We start from the raw sequence: 22868 nt of genomic DNA, 5'->3' as shown, positions 1-22868 counted from the left end.
GATGCGCTCTTATACATTCGAAACCCTTTGTTGCACATAGCCGGGGAAAAATAGAAAGGTTCTTTTTAACAGTTAGAAAAAGATTTTTATCCCAACTTAATATGAATAAAATTAAGAGTTTAGAAGACCCGGTATTCATATACTATGAAGGCAAGAAAATCGGTGAAGCCTTGCAGGTTAATTTTCATGACAATGCCCATATGAAACGAAGGGGCAGACCTAAAAATTCTGAGTTAATAGTGGATTTACAAAATAACGAAGTATCTGTAACACATGCTGACATGCCTAAATCAAAACAAACAATTTCATTTAAAACAATTATGGAAGGAGAGAAATAATTATGTTCAGACAGTTTTTTGGACTAAAATACAATCCTTTTGGAAAAGAAATTGATATTTCTGATGTTTATGAAAGTGAAGATATTAAGGAATTAAATTCAAGATTTAAATATATTCAAAACATCCGGGGAATGTTTCTTTTAGTCGGTGAACCGGGAATGGGAAAATCCACCGCCTTAAGAAAATTTTCAGCCGGGTTAAATCCGGGACTTTACAAACCCTGCTATTTTTCTCTCTCAACAGTTACCGTTATGGATTTTTACCGGGGTCTTTTAATATCTTTAGGAGAAGTGCCTTCACATAAGAAGGTTACAATGTTTCATCAGATACAACAAGCAATAATGTCTTTGTACTATAATCAAAAAATTACTCCGGTTATTATCCTTGACGAGGTACAGATGCTGTCAAACAGCATACTTGAAGAATTAAGGCTTTTATTTAACTTTAAAATGGACTCTGAAAATCCTTTTATATTAATATTGTCGGGGCAATCGCAAATCAGGAACAAATTACAGTTAGCGGTAAATGCACCTTTAAAGCAGCGTATAGCCGTAAAATACGTAATGCAGGGGTTAAAGCCTGAGGAACTTTCAGACTATATTTTTACAAGGCTAAAGTCTGCCGGTTTACATGAAAATATATTTACCCAGGCTGCAATTGAAGCTATTTATTCTGCATCAAAAGGCGTACCCCGCCTTGTTAACAGTCTTGCAACCTCAAGCCTTATGTATGCTTGTTCAATAAAGCAAAAGCATGTAGATGAAGAAATCGTATACCAAGGACAAAAAGACTTTGATATCTAAAATACTTTTATCTTTAACCGGCAGCCTTAGTACAACGGTTATAAACCGTTTAAGTAATAAATGTTGTAAACTTATTGAATTTATACTTAAAAGTTTTCTATTATCAATATTTTGATTAAAATTTTAAGAGCAGTTAATCTGCTCATTTTTATTATACAAATTTGAAAGTGTTATGCAATACTTATTTTTCCAAATTTTATTTTGAATCCTACTGGAATTTGAAAATTTGATTATCGCGTTCCTATTTTAATTTGAAAATATTCACTAATTTGTGGTAAAATTGACCTAAAATAATTTGAAAATATTATCTAATTTAATTTGAAAATTTACACATACCCTTAACTTACTTTATTATTCTAATCTTTTCTATCCTGCTCCCATTTACATTTTCTACAATAAATTTTATATTTTCATATTCTATTTCTTGTTTTAATTCCGGGATTTTATGGACAAGACCAATTACAAATCCTGCTATAGTATCAAAGTCCTCTGACTCTATATGAGTTCCTATCAAGTCATTAATTTCTTCTATCCTGGTATTTCCATTTACCACATATTCATTTTCTTTTATTACTTCTATATCATTTGTTTCCTTGTCATATTCGTCTTCTATATCCCCTACTATTTCCTCTATCAAGTCCTCCATGGTTACTATACCTTCAGCCCCGCCATATTCATTTACAACAATCACCATATGGATTCTGTTTGCTCTCATCTCTTCAAATAAATCCTTTGTAGGCTTAAACTCATAAGTAAAATGGGGCTTACGGATATATTCCCTTAGATCAAAGCCAGCATCTTTTTGACCTTGTAAAAATACCAAATCCTTTACATATAAAATACCGATTATATTATCTATTGTATCTTCATATACCGGTATTCTGGAATACTGCTCTTCACTAATTATGCGGATAACCTCTTCATAAGATGATTTTACATCTATAGCCACCATCTCTGTACGTGTAATCATAACATCGTTAACCCGGGAATTGCTAAAATCAAAAACATTATATATCATATCTTTTTCTTCGCCTTCTAAAACACCTTCTTTGTGACTTACACTAACTATTGTTTTTAATTCTTCCTGGGTGATAAAAGGCTGGTTTTTATCTACATGTCCTCCCAATATTTTAATCATAAAATTAGTTACTTTAGACAAGGCAAAGCTTATAGGAGATAAAACAGTCATGCAGAATTGAACAAAACCAGACAACCTTACTGAAAGCTTCTCTGCTTTCTGCGCTGCTAAAGATTTTGGAGTTATTTCTCCAAATATAAGTATTAATAAAGTCATTATCCCTGTTGCTATACCCACTCCACTGTTGCCAAATTTTTCAATAGCTAAAGATGCCATCAACGATGATGCAGCTATATTTACTGCATTATTTCCTATAAGTATAGAACTTATAAGTTTATTTGGATCGCTTAATAATTTGTTAATTCTATCTGCACCTTTTTCCTTATTTTCAACCATTTGTTTAATGCGAATTTTACTCAATGACATTAAAGCTGTCTCAGATGCTGAAAACATAGCAGATAAAGTTAAACACACAATTAATGTAACAATCTTCCACGATATACTCGGATCCAAAAATTGTCATCCTCCTAGAATTAAGTTTTGCTTTAATTATAGTTTATATTGCTAATTTATTCAATGGATTTTTTACAGTTTTTATACTTACACAATATTTTGTAATAAATTTATAATGCATTTTAATAAAACATTATGTAAAAACCGCCAAAGGTAAATAGCCTGTGGCGGTTGTACTCTTGCAATAAGTAAACTTTGTAATTGTAAACAAACTCGAGTGTAATGAAACACCAATTGTGTAGTTACAAATAAGTTTGCTCACGTAGTTACAAAGTTTGCTCACGTAGTTACAAAGTTTGCTCGTGTTGAAATGTAGTTGTTTCAAGGCTTCTCGCTGTTTATTTCCTTCGAGTAACAAAGTTTGCTCGCGGGTTGCCTTTACTGAGAAAATATAAAAAAAGATATAAAAAATGAGAAAATGACAAGCGAGTTTGCTCGTGAGCAGTGAAGAATGACAAAGTTTGCTCGTGGAAAAATAAGGACAGTGATACGCAGGGTATAACCTACGGGAGGAAATATCGAAACCACCTACACATACGAATTATACAGGCTTACGAGGGATTAAAACTGCGTCCGGATTTAATAATTTATACATTCTTATATGCTTTTTACACAACAAAAAACCGCCAAAGGGAATGAACCCCCTGACGGTTGGCGCTTGCGATAAGCAAACTTTGTAATTGTAAACAAACTCGTGTGTAATGAAACAAAGAACATTTAATTATTCATTGAACATCATTCTCTAAATTATATCAAACTTTAATATTTTCATTTATTCACATTAGTAGATCTTATTTCACTGAGTTTCTAAAACTAATTAATGAATCCACTTTTTATTAATATTTCTCAAACACAAGTAAAATAATAATAAAACAAAAACTAACATGATAAAAACACTAAATGTAGTTGTAAAGATAGAATTACCTGTAATCATGCCATTAAGTATATCCGTTCCGTAGGTCAGAGGTAAACAAAATGATATTGGTCTTAATATGACTGGCAACTTATCAATCGATATAAATAAGCCGCATAAAAATAACATTGGAAATCTAAAAAAGTTTGAAAATGTTTGGGCCTCAAATACTTCCTTCGAAGATACAGCAATTAGCAACCCCAGTAAAGCAGAAGTAACTGCTATTAAAATTACTGCAACAAGTATAACTCCCCAGTTAATTTCCATTAAATTCATAAAGAATGCTGCAAAGATAACTGGTACAAATGCATTGAGAATTCCAAATAAGATTGCTCCTAGAATTTTAGCAATGACTAAGGCACTTATACTTATCGGCGCAACTAACAACCTGTCAAATGAGCGACTTCTTCTCTCAAATGTGATTGTGACAGCCAGCATTGAAGTAGTCCCAAACAACACGCTCATTGCCATTAAGCCTGGAAGCAACTCTGCAATTCCAATATCTCCTTGTGAACGGATAAGTTGCATTAGTGTCCAAGAAAGTGGAAATATAATTCCCCAACTGATGTTAGGTGGTTTTAGATAGTAATTATTTATATCTTTTTTTAGGATATTCCAAAATGCAATTAAAGTTTGCATCTATTTCCCCACCTTTTCATTTTTTAGTTTTGAGGCCTCAATACCCGTTATTTTAACAAATACATCTTCTAATGATGGTTTTACTTCTTTTGCTTCGTAAACAGAAATACCTTTACTGTCAAGTAGTTGTAAAATAGGAGATAAGGCAATACGTTCTTTAGAAATAATTAGGCAAGAATTTTCATCTGGAATATGTATACTGCAATTTACAAGATTATTTTCTAGTTCCTCCTTCATCTCTTTTATGCTGTTGTCAAGTTGCAACCTAATTTTATGTTCACGTTCTGCGCTTTCCATCAATTCAGTTACCGTACCATTTTTTACAATCTTACCATCTACAATAAAAGCAATCCTATCACAGATTCTTTCAGCCTCTTCAATATAATGTGTGGTAATAAAAATAGTTTTATCTTGTTTTTTTAGGTCCAATATTAGTTCCCTTATTTGTCTTGCACTTTCAATATCTATGCCTGTTGTAGGTTCATCTAAAAATAATATTTTAGGATCGTGTATAATTCCAGCGGCTATTGTGAGTTTTCGTTTCATTCCTTTTGAATACGTTTTGAAAGGACGTTTCCCTGCTTTAGTTAAATTAAATTGTTCCAACAACTCCGTTGCTCTTTTTTCACGCTCTGCTTTACGTATCCCATATAACGAAGCACAAAAGCAAAGGTTATCAAAGCCGTCCATTTCATCATATAAATTATTTTCATCAGGAATAATTCCTATAATTTTTTGGACTTTTTTAATGTATTTTATCGCATCAATTCCATCAATCACTATGTGGCCGCTAGTAGGCCTGGACAGCCCAATCATCATATTAATTGTTGAGGTTTTTCCTGCTCCATTGGGACCTAAGAAACCAAAAACTTCGCCCTGTTCAATATTAAAAGAAACTCCATTAACTGCTTGAATTTCTCCATATACTTTTTTAAGATTTGTGACATTGACAATTTCCATGATTGTCTACACATCCTTCCTCTCTATGTTCAGCATAATATTAGGACTGTACTTCATTAGAACACTTATGACCCCTACTTTGTACATGACACATCTTCCGTTCAAAAGATTCACACCCTACATTTTCAGGATTACAAACTTTCCGTTCAATTACAGCAAGTTCTTCAATTTTAGAAGAGAGTTTATGCAGGGTGTTTCTGTCTACATCATAATGCATGTAGTAACCCTTTTTCACTCCTATAAGCAGACCTGCTTCCCTTAAAACTTTTATGTGCTGTGATATTGCCGATTCCGACAACTCAAGTTTTCTTGACAATGCTCTTACGCAATAATTATGTTGTAAAAGTAATTTAAGCATTTTAAATCTCGTTTCATCGGCTATGGCTTTAAGTACCTTTGTTATCTTCATATTTAACCTCCATTCTATTTAATTAAGTATCTACTTAATTAAAGTATATACCCACTTTTTATTTAAGTCAATACTTAATTAAATTCAACCCCTTCACCCTTGACCCTGATCTCATAAAATCTTACATTTTGGAGTTTTTGGGTCAAAAAGTCCATTTACACAAAAGTTTTTTCAATTTTTACACATAAAAAAACCGCCAAAGGGAATTCTCCCCCCTGACGGTTGGCGCTTGCAATAAGCAAACTTTGTAATTGTAAACAAACTCGTGTGTAAATAAACAAAGGAATCTACTTTATTATATATAAGTAACATACACGTTCTCCCTTATCAACTTTATTGAAGACCATCCATGCTTTTTTATTAATAATAAAGTCGTTTATTATTTCTGTTTGCCCCTTTGGAACATAACCTAACATTTTATTATCTAATGATAATATCTTAATTGCATTAGGATCATATTGATTTTCTGGTTCATGTATTAATATTAATGGTTCACCCCTAACCAAATATTTTCTATCATACATACCATATCCTTTTATTGAAACAGACACTATATCAATTTCTAATTTGATCTCTCCAAGTATTGATTTCTTATAATCATTCCACATTTGTTTTTCATGTTTACTTATCTTAATATTTCTATCTTCAACATCTACAAGAGTGACAGCAGATGCCCAAGAATAGAATAATTGTAGGTCATACTCTACTAACTGAGTATGCAATTCAAATAAAGTATGAACTTTTATCAGCAATTCTCTTTCGTACAGACCACTTTCTAATATTTCAATCATATTTCTATTATATACACCAAACTTACAATATGCTGGTAAATAACTAAAATCTGTCAACAATCTAATAAAGTCACTATTATAAGGTAGTTCATCAAGTTGATCCAATAATAACCTTTCAAAAATTTGATATATTATACTAAATGCCCATGCTGATTTGTATACAATATTTTCACTGATAAAATTTATACAATTATCATAGTTGCCACCAAAATATTGTTCACATATATCTTTATAGGATGAAAGAAATATCCAAGAATTTATACAATTGAATATAAACTCTCCGTCCTTATCTATATAAAACTCAGGAATATTCTTAACACTGTCGATTAAACTAATAAAATGCTTATTTAATCTATTACTTTCAAAAACCGAACCTATATTGTTATTATAAAATTCAATAATGGCTTCATAAATAACAATTGAACTATCTAGGCTTAAACCCGATTGTTTAAGTATCTTTCTCATAGAAGTATCTTCAATGGCTGAAATCTTAAACTTTATTGCAGCAACCATTTCTTTTGTAAATGACTTTAAATCATTCTTATCTTCTTCAGTTGCTTCTACACTAAAAAATAGTGAGTTTATTATACTATCATATGATTCATCTTCCTCAAGCAAACCAGTCTGCTCCAAATCAAATATAATAGAGTTATATGTCCTAATTAGTTCTTTTTCTTGCCTGTCAAGATCAGATTCCTGCTTTTTTAAAACCTCAATCAAATTTTGAATTGTGCTTTTAACTACTATATCTTCAGTATTAATAGATAAATATTCACTGTTTATTCTATCAATATATCTTTCATTATAATTTTGCGAGTATTCAGATTTTATCGGCAATGCTAATACAACGTATCCTTCAGTTTCTCTCATTGCTCGACCTGCTCTTCCAACTAGATTTTGGAAATCAGCAGGTGTTAAGACATTACCTCCAACGTTTAAAGAACCAACAATGATAGTGGAAATGGGAAAATTAAGTCCCTGTGCTAATGTGCTGGTTGATGCGAGAACCTTTATAATTCCTCTTTTAAAATATACTTCAATAACTCTCTTTACATTATCTGGTAAATTTTTGTGGTGGTATGCTATTCCCTTTTTTATAGAATTTACAAGATAATGGTCGACCTTCATGGTTAAAGCAACATATTCTGCTATATCTTTTAAAACTAATGCTTCATGTGTTGAAATCATTAAATCTTTTTCACACATAGCATTACAAAATGATTTAAACCATCTTGTATTTGGTAAATAGACTAATACATTTCCTATGTTAGCAAATCTCTCTGATAAGTCTGCACAGAAATTCTGCATTCTATAATACTTTGACTTATTAGTTAATTGTCTTTCAATTGTTGGAAGTTTAATATTGCCTACGCCATCATTTTCATAAAATATTCTTAAGTTACTATCAATAGTCTCATTATATTTAGTTGTTCTACCTTTTGAAGGCATACTTCTCTTAAAATACCCTATAGATTTCACTTGCCTCGTTGGCCTGCAATCTATATTTGAGTAATCACAAGTTATATCTTCACCTATCCACTTTTTAAATGAAAGTATATTAGGCAAAACAGCAGATAGAAATACTAATTTAGGTTGATTTCCGATATTAAAACACTTTATTTTTGTAACAATTAACTCCAATAATAGACCTCTGGATCCTTGTGAAATATTTTGGAACTCGTCAAAAATAAACAATTTACATTTTTTAATAAAATCGTCTTCTCTTCTTATTAAACTGTCTAATTTCTCTTGAGTTACAATTATTACTCTTGATGTATCAAGTTGATTTTCTTCAATATCTGAGTTGATAACATCATATCCAGATATTAAAGTTTCTACATTAAGATTCATCTTACCTAATATACTATTTAAATCATTTCTAACCTGATTTAACAAAGCATTCGTAGGTACTACATATACACATGTAGCATCTTCAGTCTCTTCCAAAACTTTTAATATGGTTAATTGTGCTATCAAACTTTTTCCAGAACTTGTTGGAATATGAATTATCTTGTGTTCATTTGTAAAAAGTGAACATTCTACAATTTCTCTCTGGTGTTCCCATAGTTCAAAAAGAGGTCTTTCCTGATCTTCTACAAACAATTTTATAGTATCAGGACTTAGAAATGGGCCTAAAACTTTCCACATGGAATTTCTAACAGAAACATTTATGTGCTTAATAAGAACTTTTATTATCCATATTTCTCTGTAATAGTCATTGTCTAGGCAATATTGTCTTATCTCTTCCAATTCTTTCACTGCATGTGCAATTAACTTTTCATTTCCTGTTTTAAAATAGTTTATCATTTTTAATGTTTGTAAAAATATTTTAATCAATACTTTATTGAGATCATCTTGAATATCCCCTTTTTTAATGCTTACTAGGATGTCAGTCTTCTTATTTTCTACAAACTTATAATCTTTTGCCAAATATGCATTAAGTAAAAGTAATATCTTTTCTTCAATAGTATTAATAGTGATGAAACCATCTACATATTTTTTGAAAAGCACAAATGATTTAGCAGGATTCTTACCTATGGATGCACATGCTATTGCCATAAATGTTAATTCAAAGTATTCATTCTTATATCTATCATAATCCTTTTGATATATTTTGCATAACTGTTCAAAAATATTTTGACATAGAGTAAATATAGTCTTTCTTGATTCTGGCTCAATATCTCTTAAAAACAGGTCATCTATAACTATATCAAAAAGGTATAGGGCTATTTCTTTAAGTTTCTTTAAATCTATGTACTCAATAGTATCGATATCATTATCAATACTTAATAAATACTTTGTAATTAAAAAATGAATTTCATTTATTCTATGATTAATTTCTATATGATTCTTATAACCATTCAACCCTTGGCATAGTGATTCAATGGTAAGCAAATCAGACATAATATTCACCTGCCAATTCATTTTCTAAATTAATATCGAAAGTTGAAACGTATTCTTTCAAATCCCCAATTGGTACCATGCGTACTATCTTTTCTGCATTATCTGCAAAAGGTTGAGTAAATATATTTAACCTTCTTCCACGAGTTTCTCCATACATATCTTCATATAACTTCCAATCAATTATCATTGCCACTCCAAAAGATAAAAGAGAATCTGGCTTTAAGGCAGATAATCGTATTTTCTTTATATCCTCTAATCTCAAATTAATACCTCTGCTATGCTGTATCAAGTCAGTTACCTGATCTAATATCCCAATTACTTCTACAGACGAAAAATCATTCTTTCTGATCTCTGCTGCTCTTGTTGATGGTCTGTTTTCTGTGCATTTAGCACTCCATATCCTTAGTATTATTTTGCTTTCATTATTATATCTTAGTTCCCATCTGTCAGTGCCTTGTTCAGAAGCATTTCCCCTCTTAACAGGTTGAAATAAAATAGGCTTAGAATCAAAAGTTTCACATAGCCAAGTACATATACTTTCTCCGATTAAACCTTTTATATTATTTTCTTTATTTTCTCTTTCAAAAATGTTTGAAATGATTTGTGATACTAACTCTCTATTTTCTGGCGAAATGTTACTTATACAAATATTTTTATCATCATCTATTAGATAATCCTTTGAAATATTTTTACTTAGAAAATACGATAGAAAGGCATTTTTAAACTCTTCCATCTTTAATTCTTTATCTAATTCTTTATCTGCTTCTTTTTCGTCAATAATATAATCAAACCTTATATAATACTCAATATACTCTTCTCTCTTAATCTCTTTTAACCACCTTCTCATAGTATCCCCCTAACACCCTCAGTTCTACATAATTTAATTATACAACATATAGAAATATTTTGTCATTTTCTCTTAAAAAAATGATAGCGTCAATTTATTGTAGGAAAAAGAAAAGTAGATGGCATCCCATTTTTTATTTGTGCAACTATTTCAAATAACGGTCTCTTAGTAACGAAAGTGTTTTACATCATTTTGAGCCTTATTTTCTTTTATAATTCCTCTAACTTATTGTCTATTATACCATATAACTCTTTCTTTCTATAAAGAATTCATTTTACTCAATACTTGTGACAAATTAGTACGTTTTGTTATCTATGTTCCTTCACATTTTAACGCTACTTTTAAAAGAAAAAAGTATTTCTATTGTACCATTTTCCATTTTGTCAAGGCTAAAACAAGCGGGCAAAGCCCGGCCTTGACAAGTAGTAGGGCTCCGCGGGTCATGGTACTAAAGTTTTGCTTTTTTCTTTTCTTTTTCTTTTTTTATGTTTTTTCTTTTTCTTTGTCTTTTTTCCAGATATGTATAATTCCTATTGGATAGGCTTACTTGTAAACTTTCCCGTAATTTTTGCTTTATTATTACCTCATCCCTATCCGCATATACCTATAATACGCCTTAATTCTTTATATAAACCAGTTTTACACCCCTTATGAATAACAGTTAAATTACTATTCCATACACTCTCATACCTGTTTGATGACTTCTTTAATTCCTTAATTAATTTTTCCTGAATTTCTTGCCTACTAGATGCTAACTTTTTTTGTTTTTGTGCCATAACTATGTCATATACCTTACCGCCATTCTTCTTGTATATTATTAGCTTTGACATCTTTTCTACACCTTTTCTCGACCAGCCTTTAGGTCTTGAACTTAAACGGGATGAAAATACATGACTCACATGACCTTCAGCACTACAACCCACTATTCCTCTGTTTGACCTTATTTCTATACCATCCCAATTATTTAAAATATATCGCTTTGCATTTTTTATAGCCTTTATTTTATTTTCATTATCGCCTGTCTTTTCAATTATCTTTTTAAAAACCTTTGTTAGCATTTTTTTATCAGATAAATTCAAAGCCTCCTGTAAATCTTGGCTTATTGCTTCATCATTTAAATGTGTGGTCGCAACTCTTACGTATTTTTGAAGATGGTATCTATCAAGTACAAATTTACTTTTTGAAAGACAGTTAACTCCTTGCCTTATCCATGACGCCCCATCTCCTGATATATACACCGTCTCTAAAAAATCAACGTCATATTGTTTATATATGTATTCCGATACTTCAAGCCACAAATCTTCTGAATTCTTATACACTCCCCCAAAATATCGAACATTCTTTAATACTTTTCTCTTCTTATTACTTTTTTCAAAGTCAATTCCCTCATGCACATATACAAGTTTTGGCATAATTGTATTTCTCTTGCCCTTCTCATTCTGTCTCAATATACTTTTTTGTTGTAATGCTACATGGTCCTCATCGGCCTCAACATACAATATTTTTACTTCTCTCTTTTTATCTACTTTTATTTCAGGCTCAACTATTTCAATATTATGTATTTTATTCATCACTGCTTGTTTGCTGATTTCATCAATATATGTCGCCTTTTCTCCTGCCTTTCTGTAGCTGCTGTCAGCTGCTTCATCTATTGCATTAATTACAACATCGGCACTTACTCTGTCATGTGGTTCTACACCTACAATCCTGTCGACTAGGTGTTGTCTATTACCATTTTCCTTATGCTTAAAATATGTCCTGTTATAACTTAGTGTTCCAAATGTCGTTAAAATAGCTGTTTTATCTTTTCTTATAATTTCCCAATACTGTTTCCTTATTTCACAGTTACGGAAATATTCATCCATATCTTCAAGCACTTCTTTAAGTATATCGCGTCCAAGTTTAAATAAATCTTCTTTTAGACCAAGAACAAGATCAGCTAAGTCTTTTCCTTCTTCAATAAAATTTTTTATCTTTTTTTCAATTCTTTTTACCCCAAATTCATTAAAATGTTGTATACTATTATACATAGAAGATGTCATCCTTTCTATTTATTATTTTTGGTTAATTAATATCTTAACAGGATGTCATCTTCTTTTCAATTATATATGGTATTTTATGTCTCATTCCCTACAATAACTTTACGCTAACTAAAAAAATGACCATGGCTGGTTACCATAGTCTAAATATTGAAATATCATAATTGGTTTACTTTATTTCTCATTGATTCTCTACTCGGATTTAAATAAAGAAGTGTTGTATGAATGTTGCTATGCCCTGCTAGGTATGCGACCTCGTGAACCGAAAGCCCACCTTCTAATGCAATTGTGCAGAAAAAATGTCGTAATGTATGAGGCGTGATCTTATCGCTATACTTATTAAAAACCTTATTAACTGTTGACCTATGAATCACATTACCATTACTATTTGCAAATAAATATGAACTTTCACTTTCTCTCACTCTTAAGAACTCTCTTATACTATTAATAATCTTATCATTTAAATAAACAACTCTGTCTTTATCTCCCTTACCCATAACCTTTAACTCTCCAACTGATAAATTGAAGTCTGTTAACTGAATATGAAGTGCTTCACTAATCCTTAGACCTGCGTATGCTAACAATGTCGCCAAACAATAAATATCCCGGTGCCCATCTTGTAATAGTTGTTGTCTAAAAGCATCTACTTCCTGTTTAGTTATATCCGAAGGATTTGCATATGTCTGCTGAACCTTAATATTATCCTTCTTTGAAACTACTTGGTCCTGTTGTATGCCATTCTCAACTAAAAATTCATTATACTTTATTAATGCACTGATCTTGCAATTTATTGTTCTCCCATTATCTTTCTTTATGTTACGAAGATAACTGATATAATCTAAGACGTTTTCCCGGTATAGCACCGAACATTCTCTGTCAAAGGACTCCAAATACCATTGGCAATAACCTTTAATATGCAAATAGTAACTATTAATAGTGTTTTTACTTTTTCCTTGTAATGTTAAATACTCTCTAAATGCCTCTAACAAAATTTCACCTCCATAAATTATGTTGCCAATCAAGTTTCTAAATTCCCGAAAATTATGTTGAATTTATATATCGATGTTACCGCTTTTTGAAACTAAAGTCAGGTCCTTCGGCAGCATAATTTATATTATGTTGAAATATTTTTTAGCCCTAATCTCTTCGTAGGCTAAGTATTACAAATATAAATTAGGGTAATCTACGAAAGCAGTTGCAATTTAAAAAGGAGTCTAGGCTTATAGCCCGACTCCCTACATAACCCTTTATAACCTTTTCATTGCTCTGAAGTAGTTTCTGCCTCATCAATTTCTTCTAAATCACATAATTTCTCATACAGAGTTTTTAGTTCAGCAAATTTTTGCTCTTCTAATAGTTCCACATTACCTGACTCTAAAACTTCCTGTAATGCCTCTTCTTTACTTACTATATAGGCATAGTCTTTTGAGCCTTGAATTTGAGAACCTATAATAATAACAAACCTGCCGTCTTTTAACTTGGTAATGCCTTTATGCATTCCTAAACCTCCATTACCCCAGTTACGTCCATTCCAGTAATCTAATTTTTCATTATATTTTACTCTGGCAACAATCTTATTGCAAAATTCACTTTCATAAACATTAACCCTTCTCATTAAAACATCTCTCCTTTCTAAATAAACAAAAAACTAACACGGCAAAACCCTCTTTTCCGGGCAAATTTGCTATGTTAGTTTACTTTGATTTAAGATTATTTTATTATCACTTATAATGATATTTCAAACTACTCATTCTGTCAAATTTTTTGGCAGCAATATTTTGAACAATTTTCCTAAATCCCCTTATCACCTCTACTTATCAGATAATCTATTAGTTCCTTGTAATCCTCATCATATTCACTATTTTCATGGTCATGACCATACTCTTTTCTAATCTCCAGTAAAACATTATAAATTTCACCTTCTTCATATGATTCCTTGACTTCAACAAATTTGAAAAGCCTGTGTTCATCAAGACTGTCCCTATGTTTATAGGCTAAATAATAATAATGTTTTGTTGGCATTAGTGATATAAAATGGCCATTAAATCCAAAACCATGAACGCATTTATAAGTATCTAATAGTGACTCGGATAGTTCTAAAGCATCTAAATTCTTAATTTCATGCATAATATTCCCTCCCGTTCTCTAATTTGTTTAAAGCGTATACAGTGTACCATCACTTTCTTATAACTTCCATACTTGATATCTATTTGTTGCATGAAACTATAATTTTTCATCCTTTTATTTTACATCTACAACAAAAATAAAAGCCAAGGGCAAATTGCCTTTGACTTTAACATCTCACAAACTATATTCAACTCCATTTATATATGTTATTCAACTCCCAATGCTTTGTATACTGCATCTTCAGGGCTTTGGTAAAAAGATATCTGAAATTTAGAAAATAACTCTGGCGGAACTGTGTTAATGTCTGCGGCAGAAGCCATAGGTAGGAGTACTTTTTTCGCTCCTGCATCAAAACAAACTTGAAGTGTAGATGCCAGTTCCTCCACCTTATTAATGGTTCCCCCTATGCTCATTGAGCCCAATACCACCAGTTGACTTAATACAGGTTTTTTTAATGCTCCAGAACAAAGGGCAATAAAGGCTGCTAAAGTCAATTGCGAAGTCATACCAATCCCCTGCAAATCTTGAACATGCATTAAAAAGTCATTGTTGTTTAAAGAAATTGCTCCACTAATATTCTTTTTGTTTGCTTTAAAATAGTTAAAGGCAGTATTTAAATTCTCCCTTGCTTCCCTACTAGTCCCCAATCCTGTCCGTTCAAACTTCCCCGTCCCAGAGACAACCTCGGTTTCTATTTTATATACTCCGATCATCCCTGAATCACCATGGGCAACTGTATAAATATGTCCTGGTTTTCCCATTCCTTCAGGTATCAGTTTGTCGCCACCTTGTTCTGGAACCGATACGAATTCTTCCTCAAAGGTTTCATTATCTATGTAGGAAAAATGAACATCGTAAAACTCCATGCCACCAATTTTCTTTAATTGTTCTTTTACTCGTCTTCTTCCAACTAAGGCATACCTTAGGATTTCCTCTATATCTTCTTTATTAAATTCCCCATGGGGATAAATTAATTTGATCAGTCCTGATACAGTTTTCCTTACCGCAATAACATCTCTTTGGTTTAGGTTGTTGCCAAGTCTAAAGTATTTATCTATACTATCGCCATAGGATCTTTTTCTCATTTCCCTAAAAAACTCTGCAATATAGTCAGTAATAAAGCCATATTCATTAGTAAAAAACTCTGGCCTATATTTAGGTATTTCCCAACCTGGAATATAATAGTGCATTCTATCAAAAAAAGCAGAGTCGTATGCCATTGCCTCTGGAAATGGTTCAAATAAATGGGATGTTTTTAAAAGAACGTCCACAGATTGATTGATGTTACCAACAAAAACCATAGAGGCAGAAGCATTCTTCAATTCTTTTCCCCTGGCAAACGAACCTGAAGCCATATAATCCTTCATAATCTGAATACCGTCTTTATCTTTAAAGGTAATTCCAGCCACTTCATCAAAGGCTACTACATCCCATAAGCCGACTAATCCGATTTTCCTGGTGTTCATATTGTAAAATAAATTGGCTACAGTAGTTTGTCCCCCCGATATTAGAATAGAGTTTGGGGATATTTCCTTATATATATGAGATTTACCTGTCCCTCTTGGCCCCAATTCACAGAGATTATAGTTGTTCTCAACAAGAGGAATCATTCGGGCAAGAAGGTGCCACTTAACTTTTTCCTCTAATTGAGTAGGTTCCATGCCCACGGATCTTAAAAGGATATCAATCCATTCATCCTTGGTAAAATATTTTCTTCCACTCAATATCTCATCCATATCCAAGTTTGGAATTTGAATGGGTTTTAAACTATTTATAATAAAAGGGTTCGCATTCCTTAACTCTTCGTCATAATAGTATTGAATTTTAAGAATGCACCATATACCACCAGCAAGAAGTTTCTCAAATTCTTTCACATAATTCGCTTCTACTTCTACGCCCTTTAACCCTAAATTAGAAAACTCTGCCTCATAAACGTCTCTCTTTTCATTGAGCCTTACGGTCAACTTATCAATGACTGTATACTGACCTAATTCTCGAATTTTGGATTTAATCTTTTCCGCTTCATCTGGCCTAACATAATTTTCTGCAAGTATTGCTTTTACTCTATTAACTCCTTCATTTATGGAATCTTCATCATCAGTAGCACAATACATGCCAAGTAAATATTCAAGGACGTATATGGGGACATTTGCCCCTTCTTTTATTTTTTGAGTTAGATCCTTACGGACAACCCTGCCCGGAAAGTATTGATTCAATTTTTTATTTAAATCTCTATTGTCCCTGTCCACTGCCTTTTCACCACCTTTGCAATTTTATAAACCAAAGTCATCTGTAAATAGCAAATCTATCGTAAAAGGTATTCGCTCATATATTTTTTCTACGGTTTCATCTTCATCTTCTAAAATTAAATAATATTCCTTGTTCTTGTCATAAGCCATATCCCTTAATGTAAACTTCTCTCTATAAGTGCGGTTTTCAGGGTTTTTCGACCTACTATCAGCAATTATAATGTTTTCATTAGAGATACGGTTACCTTCTTTATCTACAAAATAAAGTTTTAGTTTTAATGGCACTTTCTTTTCGTCTACCACTTCTGTTTGGAAAAACTCCAAATAGGTGATTCTATTTGTAATCTTCCTTGAAATATTGGTTAACTTCACTTCGACCTTAGTGGCTTTATACTCATCTTTACGGATATTCTTAAATCTTATTACAGGAACAATTATCTCCTGCAAAGATGCTCCACCATGGACATAATTGGCTCCTGCCCCTTGAACCTTGTATCTAATCATACCTTTTGGAACAATGGCTTTTAATTTTGTCTCCTGTCCAAAAAGATATTTCATAGAAATAGGTAATGTATCTGGAATATCTTCATCAATTTCTGCAAGCATATATCTCCTGCCGGCATCTATGGTTTCAGCATCAAATCTGCTAATCTTGTCTACTTCTGTTAATTGAGAACGTCTGTATATGAAACCATGATCTGCAGTAATTATTATGTTTGTAGCACTTACATGGTTTATTAGGTTTTTGATTAGCGATACTAAATCTTCAAAACCCTTTTCTACGGCATCAAAAACCTCTCTTTCCGTCTGAGGCACTTCCCCAACGGCATCTATTGTGTCATGGTATATATAAATTAGTTTTTTCCCTTCAAAGGCTTCCTTGTAATCTGCCCTACGCATATCTACCATGTCACTAAATGATATTGCCTGAGTATTATCACTATAATTGGCGATTATTTTTCCCCTATTTGCTGTTCCCTGGGTACTGATACCGTCAATAATAATATCTGATTTATCATTGACCACCAATTCCTTTCTTGGAAGCAAACTTGCCATACCATATTTTGTAGTTGAAGGGATGACTCCTTGCATAAACTCAATCTCTGCCATACCCCTTACCTCTTTATTAATTAGATTAAGGAGTTCTCTTGCTGCTTCATATCTTAAAGCATCGGAAATAATTACAAATACTCTTTCGTTATTCCTTGTAAATGGAGAAACAATGTCTTTGTAAAAATCCCTTTGTTGTTTAATACCTACTAAAGAGTATTCTTCTAACATTTCCTCCTGAACCGCTGCGGACCATTTTATTGAGAGTTCATTCAGATACCAATGGGTATAGGTGTTTTCAATTCTCTCTGCAAGTTTTTCAAAAGGATCTTTGTCAGTAACTTTATCGTAATGAAGATAAAACTTCCTGTAGAAATAGTCCATTAAATAATATTCTTTAGTATAAGCAGTAATCAAATCATGGGCAGTTTCAGCCTTAATAACTCCACCAATTCTCTTTTCCATTTCAAGGAGTTCATTAGCAAAGTATAAGGCTTCATATTGATTTCTATATGTTTCAAACCAATGGCTTGTCCTTCTTTTATTGATTAATTTACGGTATCTATCAAATTCTCCGACACCTTCTACTAAGTTCCCAATTATCCTATCCATTATTGCTTCATCAAAAGCCCTCAATGTATCACATTCAATATATTTATCTATATCCCATTTATCTAAATAACCTTTTACATTTAATGTTTCCTGGGCTCTGTCTGCCAGTAAATCGTAGTATTTACCATCGGTGGAATGATTCATGAAGTTGCTTATAAATACTATGGCATCTGACCTTTTAGGAGATACATACTCTTCCCATGTAGTTGGCATATCCTCTTCGAGAGTATAAGATAAGTGAGTAACAAGAAGCATAATCGTTAATTTTTCTAATGATCTCTCCTCATAGTTATATCCATATCTTTTCTCAACTAAATCCCAAAAGGCATCTATATTACCAAAGTTCTCAATAGCCTCTAGATATTTATTTTCTCCTTCTAATTCCTCAATCAAAACCTTTTTTACAACTTGTTCAAAATCTGCTACAGGTAATCTGCATAGAGCAGATAGAACTGCTATATCTACCTTTTCTTTAGTAAATTTATCTATATGGTAGGAGGCAAACTTTCTATATCTTTCTTTATTCCCAAAGAATTTTAGATATCCCTTGAAAACATTTCTTAATGAAGGATCCCCCACCTTGAAATCCCTCATGATTAAAGTTGCCTTGTCAGTCGAAAACTCCTCACTGTATTTCAGAATATCCAACAGCCAATTATCCCGTGGCATTGGTTTAGATGAAGGGGAGTATAAGAGATAATTAGATTCAGTATCTTCTTTTTCAAGAAGATACTTTATATAGAAGGAATTATTATCAGCAAGTTTGATAATCTTGGCATTATCCAATTTAAGTTCTTCAATATCTTCAGCAAATTCTCCCTCATCATCATACCAAAAAACAATATTTCTCTTTTTCCCTTCCACAGGTTCTTTATTAAATATTTCTTCTAATATTTTTTTTACTTCCAATAAATTCATATAGTCACCTACTTTATATCTTCGCTAATAAATCTGCTTTTAGCGGCTTTCTGCCTTTTCCTTGAGGTATTTCTACCCCTTGGAATTTAGCATAATTAACTTTAACGCCATCATCTAAATCAATCTCAATCCTTTGATTGGCCATATGGGCTATGGCCTCATCATATAACCTACATTCCTCAATCTGCTTTAAAATTGTCTCTTTCTTTTTCCTTGCAGCAGCCTTTTCCCTTTGAGAGATATCCGAATCTATTAAAATATCAAGATGGTTTATTTCTGCTTCATACTTTTTCTGCAAACTATGCAAATAATCAGTCCTTACCCTTGCAACGGTAGAAGGATCGTAGCGGTGCATGTAAATAAGGGCTTTAAACCCATCCTGCCTTCCACTATCAAAGAGCCAATAAATAGGTCGCTTTTTATATGTTCTTACATGGTCTTTATAGAAGTCTTTTAAAAAGTATCTTCTAATAGCCTGTCTTGAAGTTTCATTGGCCTTCCTACCTAAAGTTTCAGCAATATAGTCTAGATTTTCCTCCAATGTTTCTTCACCAAAAGATACCTTTACGAACTCTACAAAACGCTCCAGAATACCATCTTCAAAATAATCTCCATCAACAATAGGAATAACATTATGTTCTACTATGTTTACTCTCGACTTTTTCCAACCTTCTTTAGTCTTAATCTCCCATTGTCCATCACGCAGCCTAAACTTATCATCAAAGTCTCCACCAGCATATATTAGACCTTCTTCATCTAAAGAGTAGCGTCCAAACATGCAGCCTGCGGCATATGAGATAAAGGATTTAATATCTCTTTCTCTGTCTGCTTTACTTATGGTTATATCCTCATCTGCTACTTCAGGAGTAAGTTCATCTTGTAGTCCATAGATTTCAATGAAAATACGATTTAGTTCCTCCTCGTTAGCCTTAAGTTGGTTAAATTGATTTTCAGCAAAATTAGACCAGTTGGTAAATGCTCCCTCTATTGTATCCGCCTCTTTTTTATGGGTTAATAGTGGATGTTTTTTAAAGTCCCATGAGGTTTCAAAGGAATCCCAGTCAGTTTTTGATATTTTTACATTCTCAATAGTAGTATTAGATATTAAGTTTTTTACTGTTTTATCAGTTTGTATTATAGGAATTCGTTTTAAATCACCTACTTGTGTTGTCAAAGTAGGATTTAATGCATCTATATATTTGGGGACAACCTTTGAATTTAAAAAGGCCAAAACATAATATATATTGTCTTTATTAGGAAATCCGCTAGATCCTTTGACATCAAAAACAAATCCTTTATCACAATACCTTCCTGCAAAGTTTCTCCCAGATATATCGGACCATGTGATACATTGTTTAAAGTAAAATTGTCTAGATGGCAATTTATTGCCTTGATTTGCCAGTATATCAAAATTAGGTTTATCGAACCTAATTAAAAAATCATTGTTACCGAACCATCTTCTTTGTTTCCCCCCCTTATTATATGGTGCAAATTTACTTTTTGACTCATGAAAATTTTCTATAGAATCAAAACCAAATCCGATATCACAAAACTTAATTTCATGCCAAAACCTTAGAAAAACTTCATTATTACCAGTTGCTAAGCCCTGTCTTGGTATGCCAACCTCTTCGAACTTTTTATTACATATAAAAGATGTTTTCATCTTATCACTTATCCAGTACGAAAACGGAAATCCCTCAATCTGTTTAAAATCGGAATTTTTATACTTGGAATAATGATAATTTGAATTCAATAAATCTGCTTCCTTTTGTTCCCCTGGTAAATCAGTTAATCTTATAAATAAACCTTTATAATCATTAATTAATAACTTCCTCATTATAAATGTTGTCGTTTGTACTACCTCTCCACTTAACTCTGGAAACACTCCCGATCCCAAATGTGCCATGCAAACTATATTAATATTATCTAGGAGCATTTCACGTAGATACTTAAAATCATCAGTAAACATAAACGATTGTTGGGTTATCATAGATACAAATAACTTATTTTTTGCATACTCTAGACACTTTTCTATAAAACACGCATATAAATCTGCTTTAGAATAAGGGTAGTTCTTTTCAGTAAATTTTTTAATTGAACTATTCATACTTTTTCTGCTTCCCATATACGGCGGATTAGTCACAACCACATCATATTTTTGACTCATTATCTTTGCCTGTTGAATCAATGGTGGGATTTTTTCTAATATTATCTCTCTATACTGCAGTTCAAAAAGGTCTTCTGGAACATTACTCCTTATCTCTTCAATCCTTTTTTCTAAAGCGTCAAAATCTATTTTTTTCACATCTAAAATTGAGCCATATTCTTTTGCGTCATGGAAGACTTCGATTAGGTATTCAACGTCCCCCCTGTGAATATGTTTTTCTAGTTCAGTCTCTTTTGGATTAACCAAATATTCGATAGCCTCTCTAGGAATATCGTTACTTTCCTGAATAGAGCACAAGTTCATCTTTGGTTTGTGCCTAAAAATCCTTCTATTTTTACTTCTTGCCTTCATTAAAAGTGCAAAAGTGGCTAATTGGCCTGCACGATCGTCTATATCAAGACCATAAAGGTTCTTTTCTAATATAAGAGTAGGTATTTCTCTTTCTGAATAACCTGCAGATAGGTATATCTCATATAGAACATCAAAAGCGTAAACTAATATATGGCCACTGCCCATGGCAGGGTCCAATACCTTAATATCTTCTGGATTTAAGTTGGGGTCTTTGAGTGCATCTAATTGTTTTTGAACTTCCGGTTCTTGTTCGGCTTCTTCCAAATAATATTTCCATTGAGCCTTTAATTCTTCATTTGGATGGGATTCCAGCCATAGCCTACCTAATGAATTCTCTACCATATACTTTACTATCCATTTAGGTGTAAAAAGTTGGGTAGCAGCAGGGATATTTTCCTTTGTAATCTTCTTATTCTTTTTAAGGCCTGCAAAAACTTCATCTTTCTTTTCAGAAATATAATACTGATATAGCCAACCAATAATTTCTATACCGTGTTCTCCCTTTTCTTCTTCCTGCTTCTGTTCTTCCTCATTTAGTTCTATTTTCCAATCATATTCCTCTATTTCTTCCACTAAATCTCTGATTACAGAGCCTTCAGCAAGAAGTTTGTCAGGAAGGAGTAATTCCGTATAGTCAGCGATTTCCTCAAACACAGAAGGCATAATTTTGCCTAATTGATTGCATTGCTTAACTAACAAATACCTATATAAATCCTCTGTATCGTTACTGTCTTGAAGTCTATACACTATTTCAGGATCAAGATCTAAGTCTATGTTTAGAGCCTCTTGGATAATATCAGGCTCAGTCTTACCTTCTTCTATTGAGGATAGTACCCTAACTCCAGTAGGAAGATAGTTGTTAATTTCCATGAAACGCAGAGCAATAAAACGGTTAAACCATGTATAGGCAACCTCTTCTATAACTTGTTCAAAGCCCTTATATTTAATATTTTGAATCAACTTATCACGCTGCTTTAATTCATATTTCTTAAAGGTTTTGCCGTTTTCTCTACCCTTTACTCTAAAACCACCCTCAAAGGTTTCTATATCTAAGATCTTATCTTTTGTTATCCCTATCTCATAGGCCTTATGGGTTATATCTTCTATTAGTTTACGCCTTGCTTTTACCGCAAAGTTTCTAATGGCTGTTTTATCCACTA

At 32.3% G+C, this 22868-nt stretch carries 15 protein-coding genes; 2 read left to right on the top strand and 13 right to left on the bottom strand.

All coding sequences use genetic code 11. The features are described from left to right. Nucleotides 1–101: 101 nt before the first annotated feature. Complete coding sequence (locus HVS_RS16915; protein ID WP_242971651.1) at nt 102–338, top strand: hypothetical protein; 237 nt, start codon at nt 102–104, stop codon at nt 336–338. Between the two features lie 2 nt (nt 339–340). Then, nucleotides 341–1141: an ExeA family protein gene (locus HVS_RS02875; protein WP_101299048.1), complete on the top strand. Its 801-nt coding sequence runs from the start codon at nt 341–343 to the stop codon at nt 1139–1141. 343 nt (nt 1142–1484) lie between these two features. On the opposite strand, the gene HVS_RS02870 is transcribed toward HVS_RS02875, so the two are convergent. The 13 genes from HVS_RS02870 to pglX form a co-directional block, all read right to left on the bottom strand. Beyond that, the gene (locus tag HVS_RS02870) at nt 1485–2732 is read right to left on the bottom strand and encodes an HlyC/CorC family transporter (protein ID WP_101299045.1); all 1248 of its coding nucleotides are present in this window, start codon (nt 2730–2732) and stop codon (nt 1485–1487) included. A gap of 817 nt (nt 2733–3549) precedes the next feature. Further along, nucleotides 3550–4284 carry an ABC transporter permease gene (locus HVS_RS02865; protein ID WP_101299043.1) on the bottom strand — a complete coding sequence of 245 codons (735 nt, stop codon included), beginning with the start codon at nt 4282–4284 and terminating at the stop codon, nt 3550–3552. Next, the gene (locus tag HVS_RS02860) at nt 4285–5244 is read right to left on the bottom strand and encodes an ABC transporter ATP-binding protein (RefSeq protein ID WP_101299042.1); all 960 of its coding nucleotides are present in this window, start codon (nt 5242–5244) and stop codon (nt 4285–4287) included. It lies immediately after the preceding gene. 40 nt (nt 5245–5284) lie between these two features. Continuing rightward, nucleotides 5285–5653 carry an ArsR/SmtB family transcription factor gene (locus HVS_RS02855; protein WP_101299040.1) on the bottom strand — a complete coding sequence of 123 codons (369 nt, stop codon included), beginning with the start codon at nt 5651–5653 and terminating at the stop codon, nt 5285–5287. 287 nt (nt 5654–5940) lie between these two features. Beyond that, nucleotides 5941–9348: a DEAD/DEAH box helicase gene (locus HVS_RS02850; RefSeq protein WP_159063356.1), complete on the bottom strand. Its 3408-nt coding sequence runs from the start codon at nt 9346–9348 to the stop codon at nt 5941–5943. After that, nucleotides 9341–10195 carry a hypothetical protein gene (locus HVS_RS02845; protein WP_101299036.1) on the bottom strand — a complete coding sequence of 285 codons (855 nt, stop codon included), beginning with the start codon at nt 10193–10195 and terminating at the stop codon, nt 9341–9343. Before HVS_RS02845 ends, HVS_RS02850 begins: the two co-directional genes overlap by 8 nt. 590 nt (nt 10196–10785) lie before the next feature. Continuing rightward, nucleotides 10786–12225, bottom strand: a complete 1440-nt coding sequence (locus HVS_RS02840; protein WP_235827484.1) for an ISLre2 family transposase — start codon at nt 12223–12225, stop codon at nt 10786–10788. A 167-nt stretch (nt 12226–12392) separates the two neighbouring features. After that, nucleotides 12393–13223, bottom strand: a complete 831-nt coding sequence (locus HVS_RS02835; protein ID WP_101299034.1) for a tyrosine-type recombinase/integrase — start codon at nt 13221–13223, stop codon at nt 12393–12395. 269 nt (nt 13224–13492) lie between these two features. Further along, a complete protein-coding gene (locus tag HVS_RS02830; RefSeq protein ID WP_101299031.1) occupies nt 13493–13849 on the bottom strand; it encodes a hypothetical protein in 357 nt (118 codons plus the stop codon). Between the two features lie 176 nt (nt 13850–14025). Next, nucleotides 14026–14361, bottom strand: coding sequence for a hypothetical protein (locus HVS_RS02825; protein WP_101299029.1), 336 nt, complete (start codon nt 14359–14361; stop codon nt 14026–14028). Nucleotides 14362–14567: 206 nt separating this feature from the next. Beyond that, nucleotides 14568–16610, bottom strand: coding sequence for a protease Lon-related BREX system protein BrxL (gene brxL, locus HVS_RS02820; protein ID WP_101299027.1), 2043 nt, complete (start codon nt 16608–16610; stop codon nt 14568–14570). A 24-nt stretch (nt 16611–16634) separates the two neighbouring features. Then, a complete protein-coding gene (gene pglZ, locus HVS_RS02815) occupies nt 16635–19190 on the bottom strand; it encodes a BREX-1 system phosphatase PglZ type A (protein WP_101299024.1) in 2556 nt (851 codons plus the stop codon). Between the two features lie 13 nt (nt 19191–19203). Beyond that, nucleotides 19204–22866: a BREX-1 system adenine-specific DNA-methyltransferase PglX gene (gene pglX / locus HVS_RS02810; RefSeq protein ID WP_101299021.1), complete on the bottom strand. Its 3663-nt coding sequence runs from the start codon at nt 22864–22866 to the stop codon at nt 19204–19206. Between the last annotated feature and the right edge of the window lie 2 nt (nt 22867–22868).

Origin of the sequence: Acetivibrio saccincola (genome assembly GCF_002844395.1) — a bacterium.
Lineage (GTDB): Bacteria > Bacillota > Clostridia > Acetivibrionales > Acetivibrionaceae > Herbivorax > Herbivorax saccincola.
This window is presented reverse-complemented; position numbering and strand designations above follow the sequence as displayed.